At 62.6% G+C, this 17,827-nt stretch carries 15 protein-coding genes; 2 read left to right on the forward strand and 13 right to left on the reverse strand.

Features of this window, described 5'->3' with window-relative positions; genetic code table 11:
• Window positions 1-99: 99 nt before the first annotated feature.
• Window positions 100-1,107 carry an RluA family pseudouridine synthase gene (locus tag CDE01S_RS04490; RefSeq protein ID WP_439648664.1) on the reverse strand — a complete coding sequence of 336 codons (1,008 nt, stop codon included), beginning with the start codon at window positions 1,105-1,107 and terminating at the stop codon, window positions 100-102.
• Window positions 1,108-1,137: 30 nt separating this feature from the next.
• Here CDE01S_RS04490 and CDE01S_RS04495 point away from each other — a divergent pair, with 30 nt between their 5' ends.
• Window positions 1,138-1,944: an outer membrane protein assembly factor BamD gene (locus CDE01S_RS04495; RefSeq protein ID WP_066704396.1), complete on the forward strand. Its 807-nt coding sequence runs from the start codon at window positions 1,138-1,140 to the stop codon at window positions 1,942-1,944.
• On the opposite strand, the gene yoaA is transcribed toward CDE01S_RS04495, so the two are convergent.
• Entirely contained in the window at window positions 1,907-3,919 is a 2,013-nt protein-coding gene (gene yoaA / locus CDE01S_RS04500; protein ID WP_066704397.1) for a DNA repair helicase YoaA, read from the reverse strand. The two genes, CDE01S_RS04495 and yoaA, sit on opposite strands and share 38 nt — an antisense overlap.
• 3 nt (window positions 3,920-3,922) lie before the next feature.
• Window positions 3,923-4,126, reverse strand: coding sequence for a YdcH family protein (locus tag CDE01S_RS04505; protein ID WP_066704553.1), 204 nt, complete (start codon window positions 4,124-4,126; stop codon window positions 3,923-3,925).
• Between the two features lie 114 nt (window positions 4,127-4,240).
• On the opposite strand from CDE01S_RS04505, the gene CDE01S_RS04510 reads away from it, so the two are divergent.
• Window positions 4,241-4,999, forward strand: a complete 759-nt coding sequence (locus CDE01S_RS04510; protein ID WP_066704398.1) for a PP2C family protein-serine/threonine phosphatase — start codon at window positions 4,241-4,243, stop codon at window positions 4,997-4,999.
• 7 nt (window positions 5,000-5,006) lie between these two features.
• On the opposite strand, the gene CDE01S_RS04515 is transcribed toward CDE01S_RS04510, so the two are convergent.
• The 10 genes from CDE01S_RS04515 to acuI form a co-directional block, all read right to left on the reverse strand.
• On the reverse strand, window positions 5,007-5,645 hold the full coding sequence (locus CDE01S_RS04515) for a hypothetical protein (protein ID WP_066704400.1): 639 nt from the start codon (window positions 5,643-5,645) through the stop codon (window positions 5,007-5,009).
• Window positions 5,642-6,742, reverse strand: coding sequence for a cell division protein ZapE (zapE, locus tag CDE01S_RS04520; protein WP_066704402.1), 1,101 nt, complete (start codon window positions 6,740-6,742; stop codon window positions 5,642-5,644). The genes CDE01S_RS04515 and zapE overlap by 4 nt, the downstream gene beginning before the upstream one ends.
• A 16-nt stretch (window positions 6,743-6,758) precedes the next feature.
• Complete coding sequence (gene lpdA / locus CDE01S_RS04525; RefSeq protein WP_066704404.1) at window positions 6,759-8,186, reverse strand: dihydrolipoyl dehydrogenase; 1,428 nt, start codon at window positions 8,184-8,186, stop codon at window positions 6,759-6,761.
• Between the two features lie 150 nt (window positions 8,187-8,336).
• Window positions 8,337-9,584 (reverse strand): 2-oxoglutarate dehydrogenase complex dihydrolipoyllysine-residue succinyltransferase, encoded by a 1,248-nt coding sequence (gene odhB, locus CDE01S_RS04530; protein ID WP_066704410.1) that lies wholly within the window; start codon window positions 9,582-9,584, stop codon window positions 8,337-8,339.
• A 79-nt stretch (window positions 9,585-9,663) separates the two neighbouring features.
• A complete protein-coding gene (locus tag CDE01S_RS04535; protein WP_066704412.1) occupies window positions 9,664-12,552 on the reverse strand; it encodes a 2-oxoglutarate dehydrogenase E1 component in 2,889 nt (962 codons plus the stop codon).
• A 175-nt stretch (window positions 12,553-12,727) separates the two neighbouring features.
• Complete coding sequence (locus CDE01S_RS04540) at window positions 12,728-14,635, reverse strand: propionate--CoA ligase (RefSeq protein WP_066704413.1); 1,908 nt, start codon at window positions 14,633-14,635, stop codon at window positions 12,728-12,730.
• 87 nt (window positions 14,636-14,722) lie between these two features.
• On the reverse strand, window positions 14,723-15,307 hold the full coding sequence (locus CDE01S_RS04545; RefSeq protein WP_066704415.1) for a phosphatase PAP2 family protein: 585 nt from the start codon (window positions 15,305-15,307) through the stop codon (window positions 14,723-14,725).
• A 90-nt stretch (window positions 15,308-15,397) separates the two neighbouring features.
• Window positions 15,398-15,937 (reverse strand): DUF1697 domain-containing protein, encoded by a 540-nt coding sequence (locus CDE01S_RS04550; protein WP_084382725.1) that lies wholly within the window; start codon window positions 15,935-15,937, stop codon window positions 15,398-15,400.
• A gap of 231 nt (window positions 15,938-16,168) precedes the next feature.
• On the reverse strand, window positions 16,169-16,783 hold the full coding sequence (locus CDE01S_RS04555; protein ID WP_066704417.1) for an isochorismatase family protein: 615 nt from the start codon (window positions 16,781-16,783) through the stop codon (window positions 16,169-16,171).
• Window positions 16,784-16,831: 48 nt separating this feature from the next.
• Complete coding sequence (gene acuI, locus CDE01S_RS04560) at window positions 16,832-17,812, reverse strand: acrylyl-CoA reductase (NADPH) (protein WP_066704419.1); 981 nt, start codon at window positions 17,810-17,812, stop codon at window positions 16,832-16,834.
• Between the last annotated feature and the right edge of the window lie 15 nt (window positions 17,813-17,827).

Genomic DNA, 17,827 nt, shown 5'->3' on the forward strand with positions numbered 1-17,827 from the left:
GGATGCGAATATCAGGGTGGTTAGCGAGGTGCGACCCGCGGACTGGTGCATCCTGTGGCCGAAGGCGTCCCGGCAATGGCCGGGGCCTGAGGTAAACCTTCAAGGGTCTTCCTGACTGGCATTGTAGCCCAGCCCCCAGGCCTGCAAGGCGTTTTGCAGATCATCCGGCAACGGCGCGCGAAACACCATGTTTTGCCCCGTCACCGGGTGAATGAACGACAGGCGCAAGGCATGCAAAGCCTGGCGCTGCATACCCGCGGCCATAGCGCCACCGTAAAGCTCGTCAGCCACCAACGGGTGGCCGATCGATGCCATGTGAACCCGGATCTGGTGCGTCCGCCCGGTGTGCAGAGTGCATCGCACCAAGCAACCTTGCTCGCAATTGGCAAGCAGTTCGATGCTGGTCTTTGCTTGCTTGCCCGCATGGCGCGCCAGGTCAACCACCGACATGCGCAAGCGATTGCGCGGGTCACGCCCAATCGGCGCATCCACCTCGCGACGAAACGGGCCATGCCAAGCTTGATGCGCCAAGGCCACATACTGGCGGCTCACCTCACGCTGGGCAATCAGTCGCACCAGTGCGTCCATTGTTGCCCGCGTCCGAGCCACGACCATCAACCCACTGGTATCTTTGTCCAGCCGGTGGACGATGCCTGCCCGTGGCAATTGCACTGCCTGCGCATCGTGGGCAAGCAGACCATTGAGCAAGGTACCGGACCAGTTGCCCGGCGCCGGATGAACCACCAAGCCGGCCGGCTTGTTGATCACCAGCAGATGCGAATCCTCGAACACAATCTGTAGCGGCATGGCCTCAGGCTTGAAAGCCTGGCTCTGGGGGGTGGGCCGCAACTCGATGAAGCCGTGTTCGCCCGCCCGGACCTTGAGCGCCGGCTTGCACAGGGAGGCCCCGTTCTGCTTGACAGCCCCAGCCTCGATCAGCTGCTGCAGGTAGCTTCGGGAAAACTCCGGAATCAACTCCGCCAGTGTGCGATCCAGGCGCATGCCGTGTTGGGCCTCGCCAACGACCCACTCCCGCAGTTCCGCGTCGACCGGGCTGTCTGCGTTGTCATCAAGCTCCTCGTCAACGGGGGGGCTCGATATAATCAAACTAGATTCTTTCAAGAGAGTGTGGCCTTAATGCTTCGTACCAAATTATCGGTTGTCAGTACCCTGTTCCTGGCCGCCGGAGCCGTACTGATCGCCGGATGCGCCTCCAAGCCTGTCGACAAGACGGCCAGCATGAGCCCGAACAAGATCTACACCGAGGCCAAGGACGAACTCAGCGCAGGAGCTTACGACAAGGCGATCCCTTTGCTCGAGAAACTCGAAGGCCGTGCTGCTGGCACCCCGCTGGCGCAACAGGCGCAACTCGACAAGGCTTACGCCCACTACAAGTACCAGGAGCCAGCCCAGGCGCTTGCCACCCTGGATCGTTTCATCAAGCTGCATCCTGCCAGCCCGGCCCTGGACTATGCGCTCTACCTCAAGGGCATCATCAACTTCAACGATGACCTGGGCTTGTTCTCCTCGATCACACGCCAGGACTTGTCCGAGCGCGACCAGAAAGCGGCCAAGGAGTCTTTCGAATCCTTCAAGGAACTGGTTACACGATTCCCCGAATCCCGCTACACCCCCGATGCGCGACTGCGCATGAGTTACATCGTCAACTCGCTGGCCCTGTACGAAGTGCACGTCGCACGTTACTACTACTCGCGTGGCGCCTATCTGGCCGCCATCAACCGCGCCCAGCTGGCCCTCACCGACTACCAAGGCGCCCCAGCGCTGGAGGAGGCCCTGTTCATTCTGGTGAAGTCCTATGAAGCCCTCGACATGCCACAACTGCGTGACGACAGCAAACGGGTGCTTGAGAAAAACTTCCCTCAGAGCGAATACCTGAGCCAAGGCTTCAAGTCGAGCTCAGATCCGTGGTGGAAGCTCTGGTAAAAGACAGCAGAAACTCCTGCGCCTCCTCCTCGGTCTTGAGCCTGCGCATCGGCGGCAAGGCTGCCAACAGACGCCGGCCGTAGCCCATGCTCAGCAACCGGGTGTCACACAGAATCAGCAGCCCCCGATCCGTCTCACGCCGGATGAGGCGCCCGGCTCCCTGCTTGAGTGCCACGGCGGCTTCCGGCACGAAATAGTCATTGAAGGGGCTGCGCCGTGCCTCCTCCAGGCGTCTGGCACGGGCCTGCACCAGCGGATCATTGGGCGGCGGAAAGGGCAGCTTGTCGATCACCACCAGTTGCAGTGCGTCGCCGGGAATATCGACCCCTTCCCAGAACGAGGCTGAAGCCACCAGAATGCAGCCTGATTGCCCGGTTTCAGCGCCTTGTCGAAAGCGTGTCATCAACTCGCGCTTGGGCAGTTGCCCTTGGGCCAGGACCTGCAGGCCGGCCTCCGACGGCAAATGCGCCTGCAAGGCTTCACTGATGGCACGCAAGGCCCGCAGGGTTGTCGTCAGAACCAGCGTACGTCCACCCAGCAGAGGCGCCATGCGGGCGACCAAGGCGGCCACCTGCTCGCTGTGGGCCGGATCCGCCGGCCTGGGCAGATTCGCCGGGACATACAACGCTGCCTGTTGCGGATAGTCGAACGGACTGTCCACCTGCAGAATCTCTGCCTGCGTCAGACCACAGGGTTCGGTGAACCAGCTCAGCGCAGCATCATCACCCAAGGTGGCCGAAGTAAAGATCCAGGACTTCCCGGCTTCCGTTGTCTCTGGCGGCGACAGCAGCCGGCTCTGCACTGCCGCCGCAATATCCAAGGGTGATTCCACCAGGCGCAACTGGCTGCCGACATCCAGCCAACGTACCGAGCCGGCTTCACAATCGCGCGTGAAAAAATCAGTCAACGCCGCCAACGCTTCAGCCCGCTCCTGCAAACGCACGAAATCCGGCGAGATTTCGCTGACCGTCGACAGAGCGGACGTCGCCTCAAGGCAAGCGTCATGCAGGGCCGACAAGGCATCACACCAGGCCTGCGGCTCAATCTCTCCTGGTGCCGCCCCTGTCCACCCCAGCTTGGTCCCTGGATAGGCACGGCCGACGCACAAGCGCAAGTCTCGCGCAGCACGCTCCAAGACCGACACACGTTGCGACCAGTCAACCAGCCCCCGGGCCTGCTGCAGCCCGCAAGCCAGCATATCGCGGGCAAAGTCCAGCAACTGCCCGGTGGAGAGTTGCCGGCCCAGGAACTGGACGCCGGTTTCATTGAGCTGATGCGCCTCGTCAAAAATGACCGTCCGGACCGTCGGCAGCAATTCGGCCATGCCGGACTCCCGCACGGCCAGGTCGGCAAAAAACAGATGATGGTTGATGACCACGACATCCGCAGCCAGCGCTTCTCGGCGCGCCAGATTGACGTGACATTCACGAAAATTCGGACACTGGCTTCCCAGACAGTTCTCCCGCGTGGACGTCACCAGCGGAATGACGGGTGAGCGCTCGTCCAGTCCTGGCAGTTCGGCCAGATCCCCTGTCCGGGTCTGCTGCGCCCAGATCTCGATCCGAGCCAGCGCCCGGGTGACCATGGGCTCAGGCGCGGAAACGCCCTGACGTGCCAGCGCCATGCGGTGCAGACACAGATAACTGCTGCGCCCCTTGAGCAAGGCGGTCCGCACTGGAAGCCCCAAAGCGGTGATCAGGCGCGGCAGATCTCGCGCATACAGCTGGTCTTGCAAGGTCTTGGTCGCGGTGGACAGCAAGATCCGCTCACCACTCAGCAAGGCTGGCACCAGATAGGAGAAGGTTTTTCCGACACCGGTCCCCGCCTCGACGACCAACGCACCGCCCCGCTCGATGGTTCGAGCCACCGCAAGCGCCATTTCAGTTTGCCCCGGACGTAGCCGAAACTCCTCCACGGCACACGCCAACACGCTGCCGGGTGCAAACGCCTCCAGTACCGAATTCTGCAAACTCATGCGTCAGGCTGGCTCGTTGGGCGTGAGGCTACGTTCAAGGCGACTGATTTCGTCGCGCAGGATCAAACGCCTTTTCTTGAGTCGTCGGATCAACAGCTCGTCGAGCGGCAAGACCTGACTGAGGCGGTCGATCGTGGCGTCCAGATCTGCGTGCTCGATGCGCAACTCGATCAGATGACGTTCTGGGGAATGAAGATTGGAGTCCAAGAGTCGCAGCAAAAAGACAAACCGGGGAAGCAAATATCCTCATCTTCCCGCTTGCTTCGATAATACGTCTTTCATACCGACTTATCGAGGACTTTGTCCTTCAGGCTGCTGAACATGAGCAAAGGTTACCGACTTACCGCATCAACCGGCATTCACAAGGGCGACCGTGAATACCAGCAGGATCAGGTGGCGCTTTTGAAGCACCCTCGCGTTCACGGCTGCGTCTTGGCCGTCGTGGCCGACGGCATGGGTGGACGCAGCGGGGGGCGTACCGCCTCAGATCAGGTCATGATGACAGCGAAACAGCTGTTCGACCGCTACGCTCCGGAAACCGACGATGCGCCAACGCTGCTCAAGCAATTGGTGCAGGAAGCCAACTTGGTGATCAAACTCAGCGCCATTTCATCCGAGCAGGAACCCCACAGCACATTGGCCGCCTTTCTGATCAACCCGGGCGGAGATTGCCATTGGATCCATGCCGGCGACTCACGTGTCTACCATTACCATGAGGACCGCCTGATCAAGCGTACGCTGGATCATTCGTACGTCCAGACCTTGGTTGAAAATGGCAGCATCACGGAAGAAGAAGCCAACGTCCACCCCCAATCCAACATCCTGATGGGCTGTCTGGGCACCGAAAACGATCCCCCGATGGACATGCACTTCATCCCCCAGCTGGCACCTGGCGATACCCTGATGGCCTGCAGCGATGGCATCTGGCACTACTTCAACAGTACAGAGCTTGGAGCGGCCTTGTCCAAACTATCCGCCCGGGAAGCCAGCGAGTTCCTGATCGAGAAAGCGCGCTCGCGTGCCCGCGGCAGCGGCGACAACCTCTCCCTGGTCATCGTCAAGCTCGAACCCCTGGACTGAACGGTGCTCAAGGCGGTGTAGGCAAGGACTTGACCGGGGGTTGACCGACCTTGTCAGCCAAAGCTTTGTCACGCCGCGCCCTGTTCTCCTGCGCCTGACGCTGCTTCTCTTCGTATTCCTGCCTGTCCGCCGAGCGACTTTCTGCGGTAGGTCGGTCGCTGCTTTTGTCACGCTCCGTTCGCGGCGCGGGCGACAGCCGGTCTTGCTCCGCTTGCTGCTTGTCGAGCCTCTTCTGCTCTGCGCGCTCCAAGCGCTCCTTGTGATCCTGAATGGCTGCTTCACGCCGCTCGGCCGCCTCCTGCTGACTCTGAAGCGAGGACTTCTCTTCCAAGCGCTGAATCTCTTCAACACCTTTTTGGCGGCGTTGCACATCATTGACCGCGATTTCCTGGCGTCGCAGATCCTCCATCGTCACGCGGCGCCGGACCCGGACATCACGCAGGCAATCATTGACCGCAAAACGCCGGTAACAAGCCGCTTCCTCTTGGGCATAACGCGCCTCCTGATGCCCGCGCTCAGTCTGAATGCGGTCCAGCTCCGCCTGGAAGGGGTCCGTGGTGACAGACGTTGTCTGGTCCGACGACGGCTGCGCCTGCAGCGCACAGGTCGCAAAACCAACCAGCAGGAAGGCAAGCCAGTTTTTCATGTGAGTCGTGTATCGACCACGCGTCGTTCCAAGGAAAGAAACTCTTGCGATTGCATTTCGTTGAGTCGCGACACCGTGCGTGGAAATTCGTGAACCAGAGGTCCGTCGGTGTACAACGCTTCCGGCGACACTGCCGCCGACATGATCAGTTTAACGCGCCGGTCGTACAGCACATCCACCAGCCAGGTAAAGCGGCGTGCCTCGGAGGCCATGCGAACCGGCATGTGCGGCACGTCACTCAAGAACACGGTATGGAACTGGGTGGCAATTTCCAGGTAATCGTTTTGCGATCGGGGGCCGCCGCACAAAGTCCGGAAATCGAACCAGACCACGCCACCCGCCTTGCGACGAGCCCGGATTTCCCGCGCTTCGATATGCAGTACCGGGTCTTCATCCTGCGTTTCTGCCAGCCGGTTGAAGGCATCGGTCATGGCTGCATCGGCCTCGGCGCCCAGCGGCGTGTGGTACAGCTTGACGTGCTCCAGGGTACGCCGACGGTAATCGGTGCCGTTGTCCACATTCACCACTTCCAGCTGCTGGTTGAGCAGGGCAATGGCCGGCAAGATGCGCTCACGGTGCAAGCCGTTCGGGTAAAGCTCATCCGGACGGAAGTTGGAAGTCGCCACCAGTCCGACGCCGTTGTCAAACAGTGCCGCCAGCAAGCGGTGCAGGATCATGGCATCGGTGATATCGGCCACGTGAAACTCATCGAAGCAGATGAGCTTGTACTTCTTCGCAATCCGTTCTGCCAGCGCATTGAGCGGATTGACCGTCCCTTGCAGTTCGGCCAGTTCGCGATGCACCTCACGCATGAACTCATGAAAATGCAACCGGGTCTTGCGCCTGAGGGGCACGGCATTGAAGAAGCAATCCATCAGGAAGCTCTTGCCGCGACCTACCCCGCCGTGCATGTAAACCCCTTTCGGGATGTCAGGGCGGTTGATGAGCTTCTTCAGTGCGTTGGAACGCTTTTCCTTGTAGCCAGCCCATTCGGTCGCGCAACGCTCCAGCGCCTCAACCGCATGCAACTGCGCGGGGTCACTGCTGTAACCCCGCGTTTTCAGCTCAGCCTGGTAAGCCTTGAGTACGGACGTCAATCCAGTGAACCTGCGCTCAGAAGTTCAGCGTACGCTTGTCCACCGCCAGCGCAGCTTCCTTGGTCGCTTCGCTCAGGCTGGGGTGGGCATGGCAGATGCGCGCAATGTCCTCGGCACTGGCCTTGAACTCCATGGCCACCACTGCCTCAGAGATCAGCTCGCTGGCCATGGGCCCCACAATGTGCACGCCCAGAATCTCGTCGGTCTTGGCATCGGCCAGGAACTTCACCATGCCGGTCGTGTCACCCAGCGCACGGGCACGGCCATTGGCCAGGAAGGGGAAGGTGCCCGCCTTGTAGGCCACGCCATCGGCCTTGAGCTGCTGCTCGGTACGACCGACCCAGGCAATCTCAGGGCTGGTGTAGATCACCCAGGGAATGGTGTTGAAGTTCACATGACCATGTTGGCCGGCGATGCGCTCTGCAACAGCCACGCCCTCTTCCTCAGCCTTGTGTGCCAGCATGGGACCACGCACCACGTCACCCACGGCCCAGACGCCCGGCAGACTGGTCTTGCAGTCGTCATCAACGACGATGGCGCCGCGCTCGTCGAGCTTCAGACCCACGGCTTCGGCATTCAGGCCGATGGTATTGGGAACACGGCCAATCGACACGATCAATTTGTCGACATCCAGCGTCTGGGCTTCGCCCTTGGCGTTGGTGTAGGCAATGCTCACGCCCTTCTTGCCGGATTTGATCTCACCGACCTTCACGCCGAGTTCGATCTTCAGACCCTGCCTGTCGAAAGCCTTCTTGGCTTCCTTGGCGATCTGCTCGTCCACGGCACCGAGGAAAGTCGGCAGACCTTCGAGGATGGTCACTTCGGCACCCAGACGACGCCAGACCGAACCCATCTCCAGACCGATCACGCCGGAGCCAATCAGGCCCAGTTTCTTCGGCACGGCGCCAATGCGCAGCGCACCGTCGTTGGAGAGGATGTTTTCCTCGTCAAACGGCGTCCCCGGCAGCGCACGGGCATTGGAACCCGTGGCCACGATGACCTGCTTGGCCACCAGCGTCTCTTCAGCAGCACCGCTGACCTTGAGCTCGTAGCCACCCTCGGCCGCTTTCACAAAAGAGCCCCGGCCATGGAAGAACGACACCTTGTTCTTCTTGAACAGGTAGAGAATGCCGTCGTTGTTCTGCTTCACCACGGCGTCCTTGCGGGCCACCATGCGGGCCACGTCCATGGAGACGCCCTTCACATCGATGCCGTGCTCGGCAAAATGCTTGTTGGCGTGCTCGAAGTGCTCGGATGACTGCAGCAGTGCCTTGCTTGGAATGCAGCCGACGTTGGTGCAGGTACCGCCCGGTGCCGGGCCACCCTTTTCGTTTTTCCACTCGTCGATACAGGCCACGTTCATGCCCAGCTGGGCAGCGCGGATGGCAGCAATGTAGCCGCCAGGGCCACCGCCGATGACGACCACGTCAAATTGTTTGCTCATAGTATTTCTCGCTTCAATTGCAGACCGCACTACGCATGAAGTGTCTTCATCGCGAAACACCGCGGAACCGGTTTTGCCGGGCCGCTGGTGTTGCCCCCTGCAAGGGGGGTGGCGAAGCGACACGCAGTGCGCGCAGCCTGGGGATGTGCATCAGATATCAAACAGGAGGCGGGCGGGGTCTTCGAGCGCTTCCTTCATCGCCACCAGACCCAGCACGGCTTCACGGCCGTCGATGATGCGGTGGTCGTAGCTCATCGCCAGGTAGTTCATCGGACGGATCACGATCTGGCCGTTCTCCACCACCGCGCGGTCCTTGGTGGCGTGCACGCCCAGGATGGCCGACTGCGGCGGGTTGATGATGGGGGTGGACAGCATGGAGCCGAACACACCACCATTGGAGATCGAGAAGGTACCGCCGGTCATCTCTTCGATGCCCAGCTTGCCGTCACGCGCCTTGGCGCCGTACTCGGCAATCTTCTTCTCGATGTCGGCAAAGCTCATCTGATCGGCATTGCGCAGGATCGGCACCACCAGGCCGCGGGGCGAACCCACCGCGATACCGATGTCGAAATAGCCGTGGTAGACGATGTCGTTGCCGTCCACCGAAGCGTTGAGCACCGGGTACTTCTTCAGGGCATGCACGGCGGCCTTGACGAAGAAGCTCATGAAACCGATCTTGACGCCGTGCTCCTTCTCGAACTTGTCCTGGAAGCGCTTGCGCATTTCCATCACCGGCGCCATGTTGACCTCGTTGAAGGTGGTCAGGATGGCGTTGGTGGCTTGCGACTGCAGCAGACGCTCGGCCACGCGGGCACGCAGGCGGCTCATCGGCACGCGCTGCTCGGGGCGTTGGCCCAGATCGACGGAAGGTGCGGCCACCTGCGGAAGGGCCTTGGTCGGCACGCCGGTAGGAATGGCAGCCGGAGCCGGTTTGGCGCCACCCGCCACGGCGGCCAGCACGTCACCCTTGGTGACACGACCGTCCTTGCCGGTGCCGGACACGGAGCCCGCAGCGAGCTGGTTGTCAGCCATCAGCTTGGCCGCCGCCGGCATGGCCACGCCAGCCTTGGAGGCGGAGGCCTGGGCCGCAGCAGCAACAGGAGCGGCAGCAGCAGGTGCCGCGGGTGCGGCTGCCGGTGCAGCGGCACCGGCCTTGGCTTCGGTGTCGATGCGCGCAATTAGTTGCTCCGCCACCACCGTACCGCCGTCACCCACCAGGATTTCAGCCAACACGCCGGCAGCGGGAGCCGGCACTTCCAGCACCACCTTGTCGGTTTCGATCTCGATCAGGATCTCGTCGGCGGCGACGGCCTCACCGGCTTTTTTCTTCCACTGCAACATCGTGGCTTCCGCCACGGATTCGGACAGTTGCGGCACTTTGACTTCTACGATAGCCATTTGAATTCTTTCCGTATCTTTTTAGGTTCACGGGGCAGGCCGTCAAGCCCACCCCAAACTGATTAAGAAACTAGCGACCTTATTTGCTCAGAACAAAACCCTTGAGCTTGCCAAAGGCGCCATCCACCAGCGCCTTCTGCTGCTCCTGGTGCAGGTGCGAGTAGCCCACTGCCGGCGAAGCCGAGGCGGCACGGCCGGAGTAACCCAGCTTCTGACCTTCGCTCATGTTCTCGTGGATGTTGTGCTGGATGAAGAACCAGGCACCCTGGTTCTGCGGTTCATCCTGGCACCACACGATTTCGCTGGCATTCGGGTACTTCTTGAGCTCAGCTGCAAACGCCTTGTGCGGGAAGGGATAGAGCTGCTCGACGCGGATGATCGCCACGTCGTCGGCACCCTTGTCTTCGCGCTTCTTGACCAGGTCGTAATAGACCTTGCCGGAGCAGGCAATGACACGTTTGACCTTGTCGGCCTTGATGTCCTTCTGCTCGGGAATGACGGTCTGGAACGAGCCCTTGGTGAATTCGGACAGCGGCGAGGTCGCATCCTTGTTGCGCAGCAGCGACTTGGGCGTCATGATGATCAGCGGCTTGCGCAGGTTGCGGACCATCTGGCGGCGCAGCACGTGGAAGATCTGGCTGGCCGTGGTCGGCTGCACCACTTGCATGTTCGTGTCCGCTGCCAACTGCATGAAACGCTCCAGACGCGCCGAGCTGTGCTCCGGGCCCTGGCCTTCGTAGCCGTGCGGCAGCATCAGCGTGATGCCGTTGACACGACCCCACTTCACTTCACCGGACGCGATGAACTGGTCGATCACCACCTGGGCGCCGTTGGCGAAGTCGCCGAACTGGGCTTCCCAGATCACCAGGGTGTTGGGGTCGTTGGAGGCGTAGCCGTACTCGAAGCCCAGCACGGCCTCTTCGGACAGGATGGAGTCGATCACGACGAACGGCGCCTGATTTTCGGCCACGTTCTGCAGGGGCACGTAGGTGCCGGTGTCCCACTTCTCGCGGTTCTGGTCGTGGATCACGGCATGACGGTGGGTGAAGGTACCGCGGCCGCAGTCCTCACCCGACAGGCGCACCGGGTAGCCGCTGGCCACCAAGGAGGCAAACGCCATGTGCTCGCCCATGCCCCAGTCCACCGGAATGTCGCCCCGGCCCATGGCCGCACGGTCGTCGTATACCTTCTTCACCAGCTGGTGCGGCGTGATGCCTGCCGGCAGGGTGGTCAACTTTTCGGACAGGCGTTTCCACTCGGTCAGCGGAATGGCCGTGTCGCCGACATCGGTCCACTTCTTGTCGAGGAACGGCGACCAGTCGACAGCGTACTTGCTCTTGAAGTTGGTTAGCACCGGGTCCACCGTGTGCTTGCCGGCGTCCATGGCGGCGCGGTAGGCCTTGACCATGTCGTCGCCCAACGTCTCGCCCAGCCCCTGGGCAGCCAGCTTGTCGGCATAGAGCTTGCGCGTACCGGGGTGGGCCGCAATCTTCTTGTACATCAGCGGCTGCGTCAGCGCCGGCGTGTCCTGCTCGTTGTGGCCCAACTTGCGGAAGCAGGTGATGTCCACCACGACGTCCTGGCGGAATTCCATGCGGAACTCCAGCGCCAGCTGCGTGGCCAGCACCACGGCTTCGGGGTCGTCACCGTTGACGTGCAGCACCGGTGCTTCGACCATCTTGACGATGTCGGTGCAGTACACGGTCGAGCGCATGTCGCGCGGATCGGACGTGGTAAAGCCGATCTGGTTGTTGATGATGATGTGCACCGTGCCGCCCGTGGAGTAACCACGGGTCTGGGCCAAGGCCAGGGTTTCCTGGTTGACGCCTTGGCCGCCGAAAGCGGCGTCGCCGTGCACCAGCACCGGCAGCACCTGGCTGCCTTTGGGGTCGCCACGACGGTCCATGCGTGCACGCACCGAGCCCTCCACCACCGGGTTCACGATTTCCAGGTGCGAGGGGTTGAAGGCCAGGCTCAGGTGCACCGGGCCGCCGGGGGTAGCGACGTCGGAGCTGAAGCCCTGGTGGTACTTCACGTCACCGGCCGGCAGGTCTTCCGGGGCAGTATGGTCGAACTCGGCAAACAGGTCGCCCGGCATCTTGCCCAGCGAGTTCACCAGCACGTTCAGGCGGCCGCGGTGGGCCATGCCGATCACGATTTCCTGCACGCCCTTGGCGCCGGCCGACTGGATCAGCTCGTCCATGGCGGCAATGAAGCTCTCGCCACCTTCAAGCGAGAAACGCTTCTGGCCGACGTACTTGGTATGCAGGTAGCGCTCCAGGCCTTCGGCGGCGGTCAGGCGGTCAAGAATCTGTTTCTTGCGCTCGGCGCCGAAATTGGGCTTGCTGCGAATGCTTTCCAGCTTTTGCTGCCACCAGCGCTTTTGCGCCTGATCGGTGGTGTGCATGAACTCGGCACCGAGGGTACCGCAGTAGGTTTCGCGCAGCGCATTGAGCAGCTCGCGCAACGGCATGCTGGTCTTGCCGAAGAAGGTGTTGCTGGTGTCGAACACCGTTTCCTGGTCGGCATCGCTGAAACCGTAGAACGACGGCTCCAGCTCGGGAATGGCCGGGCGCTCGGTGCGTTTGAGGGGGTCCAGGTCGGCCCAGCGCTGGCCCACGTTGCGGTAGGCGGCAATCAGTTGCTGCGCAGCGGTGCGCTTGCGGCCCAGTTCGGCATCGGCGCTGGCCACCACCACCTTGGTGCCGCCCTGCTTGGCGCGCTCGGCAAAGGCATTGATGACGGGCAGGTGGGGAATGTCTTTGGCGTTACTGCCGTCGACGGCAGGCACGTGCTGCAGCGCGTCGAAATAGTCACGCCAGTTGTCGGGCACGCTGCCAGGATTGGCCAGGTAGTTCTCGTACATCTCTTCGACATACGGAGCATTCCCGCCAAACAGGTAGGTGTTGTCCTGATAGGTCTGATAGACAGACGCCGGGTTGGAACCCTGAGAAGTGGATTCACTCATATTTCGCTGACCTCCGTTCCCCTGTAGGAAACTTTTAGCTGGTTGAGAAAACCTTCCGCGACACGGCTTAACCGGTTGGCGGATGCGACTGTGGCTGGGAAGGGCCTAGTACGGATGCGATTGTGCCACTGAATTGGCATCGCCGGGGAAAACTTATGCTTTCCCAGGCAATGGCTTATGTTTTGGCCGACGCGGAAAGCTGGCTGCGGATCTGCTGCAGGGCGGCCGGGTCGTCCATGGTCGTCAGGTCGCCCGGGTCACGCCCCTCGGCCACCGCCTGCAGCGCCCGCCGCCGCAGCTTGCCACTGCGCGTCTTGGGCAGCAGGTTGACGAAGAACACGCGCGATGGCCGTGCCACGGCGCCGAGCTGGCTGTCCACCAGCTTCATGACCTCGCCCTCGAGCTTGAGGCGCGCGGCATCGTCCGTCAGGGCGCTGGCGTCCTTGGCCACGGCAAAAGCCATGGCCACCTGGCCCTTGAGCTGGTCGGCCACGCCAACCACGGCCACCTCGGCCACATTGGGGTGGCTGGCGATACTTTCCTCGATTTCCCGCGTGCCCAGGCGGTGGCCGGCCACGTTGATCACGTCGTCGGTGCGGCCGAGGATGAAGTAGTAACCATCCTGGTCGCGGATACCCCAATCGAAGGTACTGTAGATCAGGCGGCCGGGGATGCTCTTCCAGTAGGTATTGACGAAACGTTCGTCGTCGCGCCACACCGTCTGCATGCAGCCGGGGGGCAGCGGGCCTTCGATGGCCACCACGCCCTTCTGGTTCGCCCCCGTCAGCTCCTCGCCAGTGTTCTCGTCGATCAGCTTGACGTTGTAGCCGTACATGGCCACACCCGGGCTGCCGAACTTGCTGGGCGCCTTCTCCACGCCGTTGGCAATGGTCAGGATGGGCCAGCCGGTTTCGGTCTGCCAGTAGTTGTCGATGATCGGCACACCCAGGCCCTCGCTGATCCACTGCGCCGTGGGTTCGTCCAGCGGCTCGCCGGCCAGGTAAAGGGCCTTGAGGCTGGACAGGTCGTATTTCTTCAGGAAGGACGGATCCTGTTTTTTCAGCACCCGCACGGCCGTCGGCGCCGAGAACATGCGGGTGACCTTGTACTTCTCGACCAGCTGCCACCAGATGCCGGCATCCGGCCGGGTCGGCAGCCCTTCGTACATGATGGTGGCCATGCCGGCGATCAGCGGGCCGTAAATGATGTAGCTGTGCCCGACCACCCAGCCAATGTCGCTGGTGGAGAAATAGGTCTCGCCGGCATTGCCCTGGTAGATGTGCTTCATGCTGGCGGCCAACGCCACCGCGTAGCCGCCGGTATCGCGCTGCACGCCCTTGGGCTTGCCGGTGGTGCCGGAGGTGTACAGCGTGTAGCTGGTGTGGGTCGCATCAACCCACTCGCACGGCACCGGGGTTTGCAGGTGTTTTTCGCGCAGAGCCCCCCACAGATGGTCGCGGCCAGCTACCAAATTCATAGCAGCCAGCCGGCGATCCACCAGCAGCACGGCTTGCGGCTTGTGCTTGGACAGGTCGATCGCCTCGTCCAGCAGCGGCTTGTAGGGCACCACCTTGCCGCTGCGCGAGCCGGCATCGGCGCTGACCACCACCTTGGGCTCGGCATCCTCGATGCGTGAAGCCAGCGAACCGGAAGCGAAACCACCGAACACCACCGAGTGGATGGCGCCGATGCGCGTGCAGGCCAGCATGGCAAAGGCGGCCTCGGCAATCATGGGCATGTAGATCAGCACACGATCGCCCTTTTGCACGCCCAGCGCCTGCAGGCTGGCGGCCATGCGCTGCACCTCGGTATGCAATTCGCGGAAGGTGTAGACACGCTCTTCGTTGGTCTCGGTGCTGACGAAAATCAGCGCCGGCTGGTCGGCCCGGTCTTTCAGGTGCCGGTCGACGGCGTTGTGGCACAGGTTGGTGGTACCGCCGACAAACCAGCGCGCAAACGGCGGGTTGCTGTAGTCGCAAATCTGCTGCGGCGGGGTCTGCCACTCGATCAGCTGCGCCTGCTCGGCCCAGAAAGCGTCGCGCTGGTCAATGGAACGGCGCTGAAACTCGGCGTAGCGGGTCATGCTGGATCTCCTTCGGGCTCTTGAAATAAGTAACTGAATTCATAATTATGGATAACGGGCTTGCAGAAAACTGACGCAAGCCCCGCCTCAGACACCTGTGTCGGCCATTCTGAGGCGCCGGGCCAGCCAGTGCAAGCGCAGCAGCACCCCGCTCAGCCCGGCTCCCAGCACGGCACCGGCCAGCACATCGCCTGGGTAATGCAGCCCAAGGTAGACCCGGCTTAATGCCACCAGCGTGGCCAGGCCAAACCAGAGCAGCCAGCGCCGCGGCCGCAGCAAGGCCGTCAGCAGTGTGGCCAGCATGAAAGCGTTGGCGGCATGCCCCGAGGGAAATGAGCTGTCAGGCCGGATGGTCTGCACCTGTTCGGCCGCCACACGCAGCTCTGCACCCAGCGCCACAAAAGGACGCAGGCGCTGTACCTCGTATTTGAAACCGTTGTAGGCGCCGGCCACGACCCCGTAGACCAGCGCCAGGCACAGCCAGGCCACAACCACAGCCCGCCACGTCGCCCTGCGTCGCCGCAAGCGCCACCCCACAAGCAAGATCGCCACCACCACGGCATAGGCACTGCCCAAGTAGGTGACCCAGGGCATGAGCTGGTCCAGCAGCGGGTGGGCCCACGTCCTGTTGATCCAGAGCAGCAGCGCCGTGTCCCAGGCTTGCAGGTCCATCACGCACTCCCCTGACACAGACGCACTAGAACGGTACGAGTGCGCCAGCCAACCAATGAAACGCCACCGGACGGAAGACAGGCCGTCATGTCAGGCCGCCCCCACCATGGCCCGCAGCTTCAGCACCGTGGCCCAATTCCTCACGGTCACATCATCGCCCGCGCTTCGGGTAAAGGCTTGCATCAGCCTGGACTTGACCACACCCTCGACGCACCAGAGGTAAACAGCCTTGCCTCCAACAGCCAGCGCATCAGGCGACCAGGGTTGCTCGAGCAACGACGCGGCTCTGGTGAGGACGGAAGCGTCAGATGGAAAGCCGACCATATGTCTGGAGGGATCGCTGGCCACGGCAAGCAAAGGGGCGCCCTGGACAATCTCATCCAGTTCAGCGGCTTCGAGCACGACCACCTTGACCGAAAACCCGAAACGGCGCTTGATGCCGTCCTCGATCCGGGCGGTGATCGTACGCCGGTCAGCCCGTGCCGCGTTGAACACCACATTGCCGCTATTGAGCAAGGTGCGAACGTCAGCATAGCCGAGTCCCGCCAGCAGGTCGCGCAGATCTGCCATGGCAATGCGCTTCGCGCGCCCCACGTTGATGCCCCGGAGCAGTGCAATGTACGCCCCCATGTTGACTCCCTAGCCTGCCAGGAAACACCCAGGCGCCGCAGCACCTGGCCGATTGATCTGCGCAATGCCGGCTGCATGGCCCTGCCTTGCTTGGGGCCGGCCCTTGTCGGGCGTCGGCCCCGAGGTTGGCGAAAGTGAACCCTACCCCAGAACGCTATGTTTTTGATAGCTGGTAGCGCAGAATCCATTTGGGTCACAGGCCTGTTTCACCCTAAACCCAGACATCCACACCTATTTCACCAGCGCCAGCACATCCTTGAATGCCGGGTGCTCCGCGCCGCGCAGCCACTCGAAGGCCACCATCTCGGTGGTCACCAGTTCGGCGCCGGCGCCGGCCAGGCGGTCGAAGGCGGCGTCGCGGTTACGCTCAGTGCGCGAGCCGCAGGCATCCGTCACCACCCAGACGTCGAACTCGTCTTCCAGCAGGTCGAGTGAGGTCTGCAGCAGGCAGACGTGGGCTTCGCAACCGGCAATCACCACCGTGTTGCGTGCAGCGGGTCCCGCGGCCGGTTTCTGCAGGTGCTTGGGCAGGCTGCGCGCATTGCCCTGCGGCGCACGAACTGGCGGGCGTAGCAGCTCGCCCAAGCCCTCCTCCACTGCACTGAACTGCATCTTCGGGAATGTCTTGCCGCCAGCCTGCTCGATCAAGGTCTGCAGTTCCGGCACGTTGGGGCCAAGCGCCGACGGGTTTTCCTCCGTCGCCCACAGCGGCACCTTCAGCAGCCGGGCCATCTTCGCCAGGCGCTGGGCGTTCGCCAGCACGGCAGCGCCCTCGTGGATGACGGGCATCAGGCGGGTCTGGTAATCCACCAGCACCAGTTGGGAGTCGTCTAGTTCAAGCAGCATGTCGGTCTTCTCGTTGGATCCATCAAGTGTTCAATTCTTGGCGTGCGCTCAGGCCGCTACGCGCACCACCACCCGGCCGCGCACCTGGCCGGCCATCAGTTGCTGCGCCTTGGTGATGGCGCCGTCCAGCGGCACCTCCTCGATCATGCGCTCCAGCAGGGCCAAGTCAAGGTCGCGCGCCAGGCGGTCCCAGGCGCGCTGGCGTTTGGCCAGCGGAGCCATCACCGAGTCGATGCCGGCCAGCGTCACGCCGCGCAATATGAAGGGCGCCACCGAGCCCGGCAGGTCCATGCCCTGGGCCAGGCCACAAGCCGCCACCACGCCGCCGTAGCGCGTCTGCGCCAGGGCATTGACCAGGGTGTGCGAGCCCACGGCATCCACCACCGCCGCCCAACGCTCCTTTTGCAAGGGCTTGCCGGCACTGGCCAGCTCGGCCCGGTCGATGATGGCGCTGGCACCCAGGGCCTGGAGGTAATCCGCCTCCGCCGCCTTACCGGTGGCGGCCACCACCTGGTAACCGAGCTTGCCCAGCAAGGCGATGGCCACGCTGCCGACGCCACCGGTCGCGCCCGTCACCAGCACTTCGCCACTGCCCGGTTGGACGCCATGGTCCTCCAACGCCAGCACGCACAGCATGGCGGTGTAGCCAGCGGTGCCGATGGCCATGGCCTGGCGTGGCGTGAAAGCAGGCGGCAGCTTGACCAGCCAGTCACCCTTCAGACGCGCCTTCTCGGCCAGGCAGCCCCAGTGGGTTTCGCCCATGCCCCAGCCGTTGTGCACGAAGGCGTCACCCGCCTTCCAGGCCGGGTGGCTCGACTCCAGGACGGTGCCGGCGCCGTCGATGCCGGCCACCATGGGCCAGCTGCGCACCACCGGCCCCTTGTTACAAATGGCCAGGCCATCCTTGAAATTGAGCGTGGAGTACTGCACCGACACCGTGACGTCACCAGCCGGCAGCCGGGACTCATCCACCTGCTGCAGCGCAGCCTCGAAACCGTGGGTGTTGTCCAGCAGGAGTGCCTTGAACATGGGAAACCTCTCAAA

Source organism: Curvibacter delicatus NBRC 14919 (assembly GCF_001592265.1).
Taxonomy (GTDB): Bacteria; Pseudomonadota; Gammaproteobacteria; order Burkholderiales; family Burkholderiaceae_C; genus Hylemonella; species Hylemonella delicata.

Coding starts and splice junctions, on each gene's coding strand:
- CDE01S_RS04540 (WP_066704413.1), bottom strand. CDS start 14,635: ATGACCCGCTACGCCGAGTTTCAGCGCCGTTCCATTGACCAGCGCGAC.
- CDE01S_RS04545 (WP_066704415.1), bottom strand. CDS start 15,307: ATGGACCTGCAAGCCTGGGACACGGCGCTGCTGCTCTGGATCAACAGG.
- CDE01S_RS04535 (WP_066704412.1), bottom strand. CDS start 12,552: ATGAGTGAATCCACTTCTCAGGGTTCCAACCCGGCGTCTGTCTATCAG.
- CDE01S_RS04515 (WP_066704400.1), bottom strand. CDS start 5,645: ATGAAAAACTGGCTTGCCTTCCTGCTGGTTGGTTTTGCGACCTGTGCG.
- CDE01S_RS04495 (WP_066704396.1), top strand. CDS start 1,138: ATGCTTCGTACCAAATTATCGGTTGTCAGTACCCTGTTCCTGGCCGCC.
- acuI (WP_066704419.1), bottom strand. CDS start 17,812: ATGTTCAAGGCACTCCTGCTGGACAACACCCACGGTTTCGAGGCTGCG.
- CDE01S_RS04555 (WP_066704417.1), bottom strand. CDS start 16,783: ATGCTGCTTGAACTAGACGACTCCCAACTGGTGCTGGTGGATTACCAG.
- CDE01S_RS04550 (WP_084382725.1), bottom strand. CDS start 15,937: ATGGGGGCGTACATTGCACTGCTCCGGGGCATCAACGTGGGGCGCGCG.
- lpdA (WP_066704404.1), bottom strand. CDS start 8,186: ATGAGCAAACAATTTGACGTGGTCGTCATCGGCGGTGGCCCTGGCGGC.
- odhB (WP_066704410.1), bottom strand. CDS start 9,584: ATGGCTATCGTAGAAGTCAAAGTGCCGCAACTGTCCGAATCCGTGGCG.
- yoaA (WP_066704397.1), bottom strand. CDS start 3,919: ATGAGTTTGCAGAATTCGGTACTGGAGGCGTTTGCACCCGGCAGCGTG.
- CDE01S_RS04510 (WP_066704398.1), top strand. CDS start 4,241: ATGAGCAAAGGTTACCGACTTACCGCATCAACCGGCATTCACAAGGGC.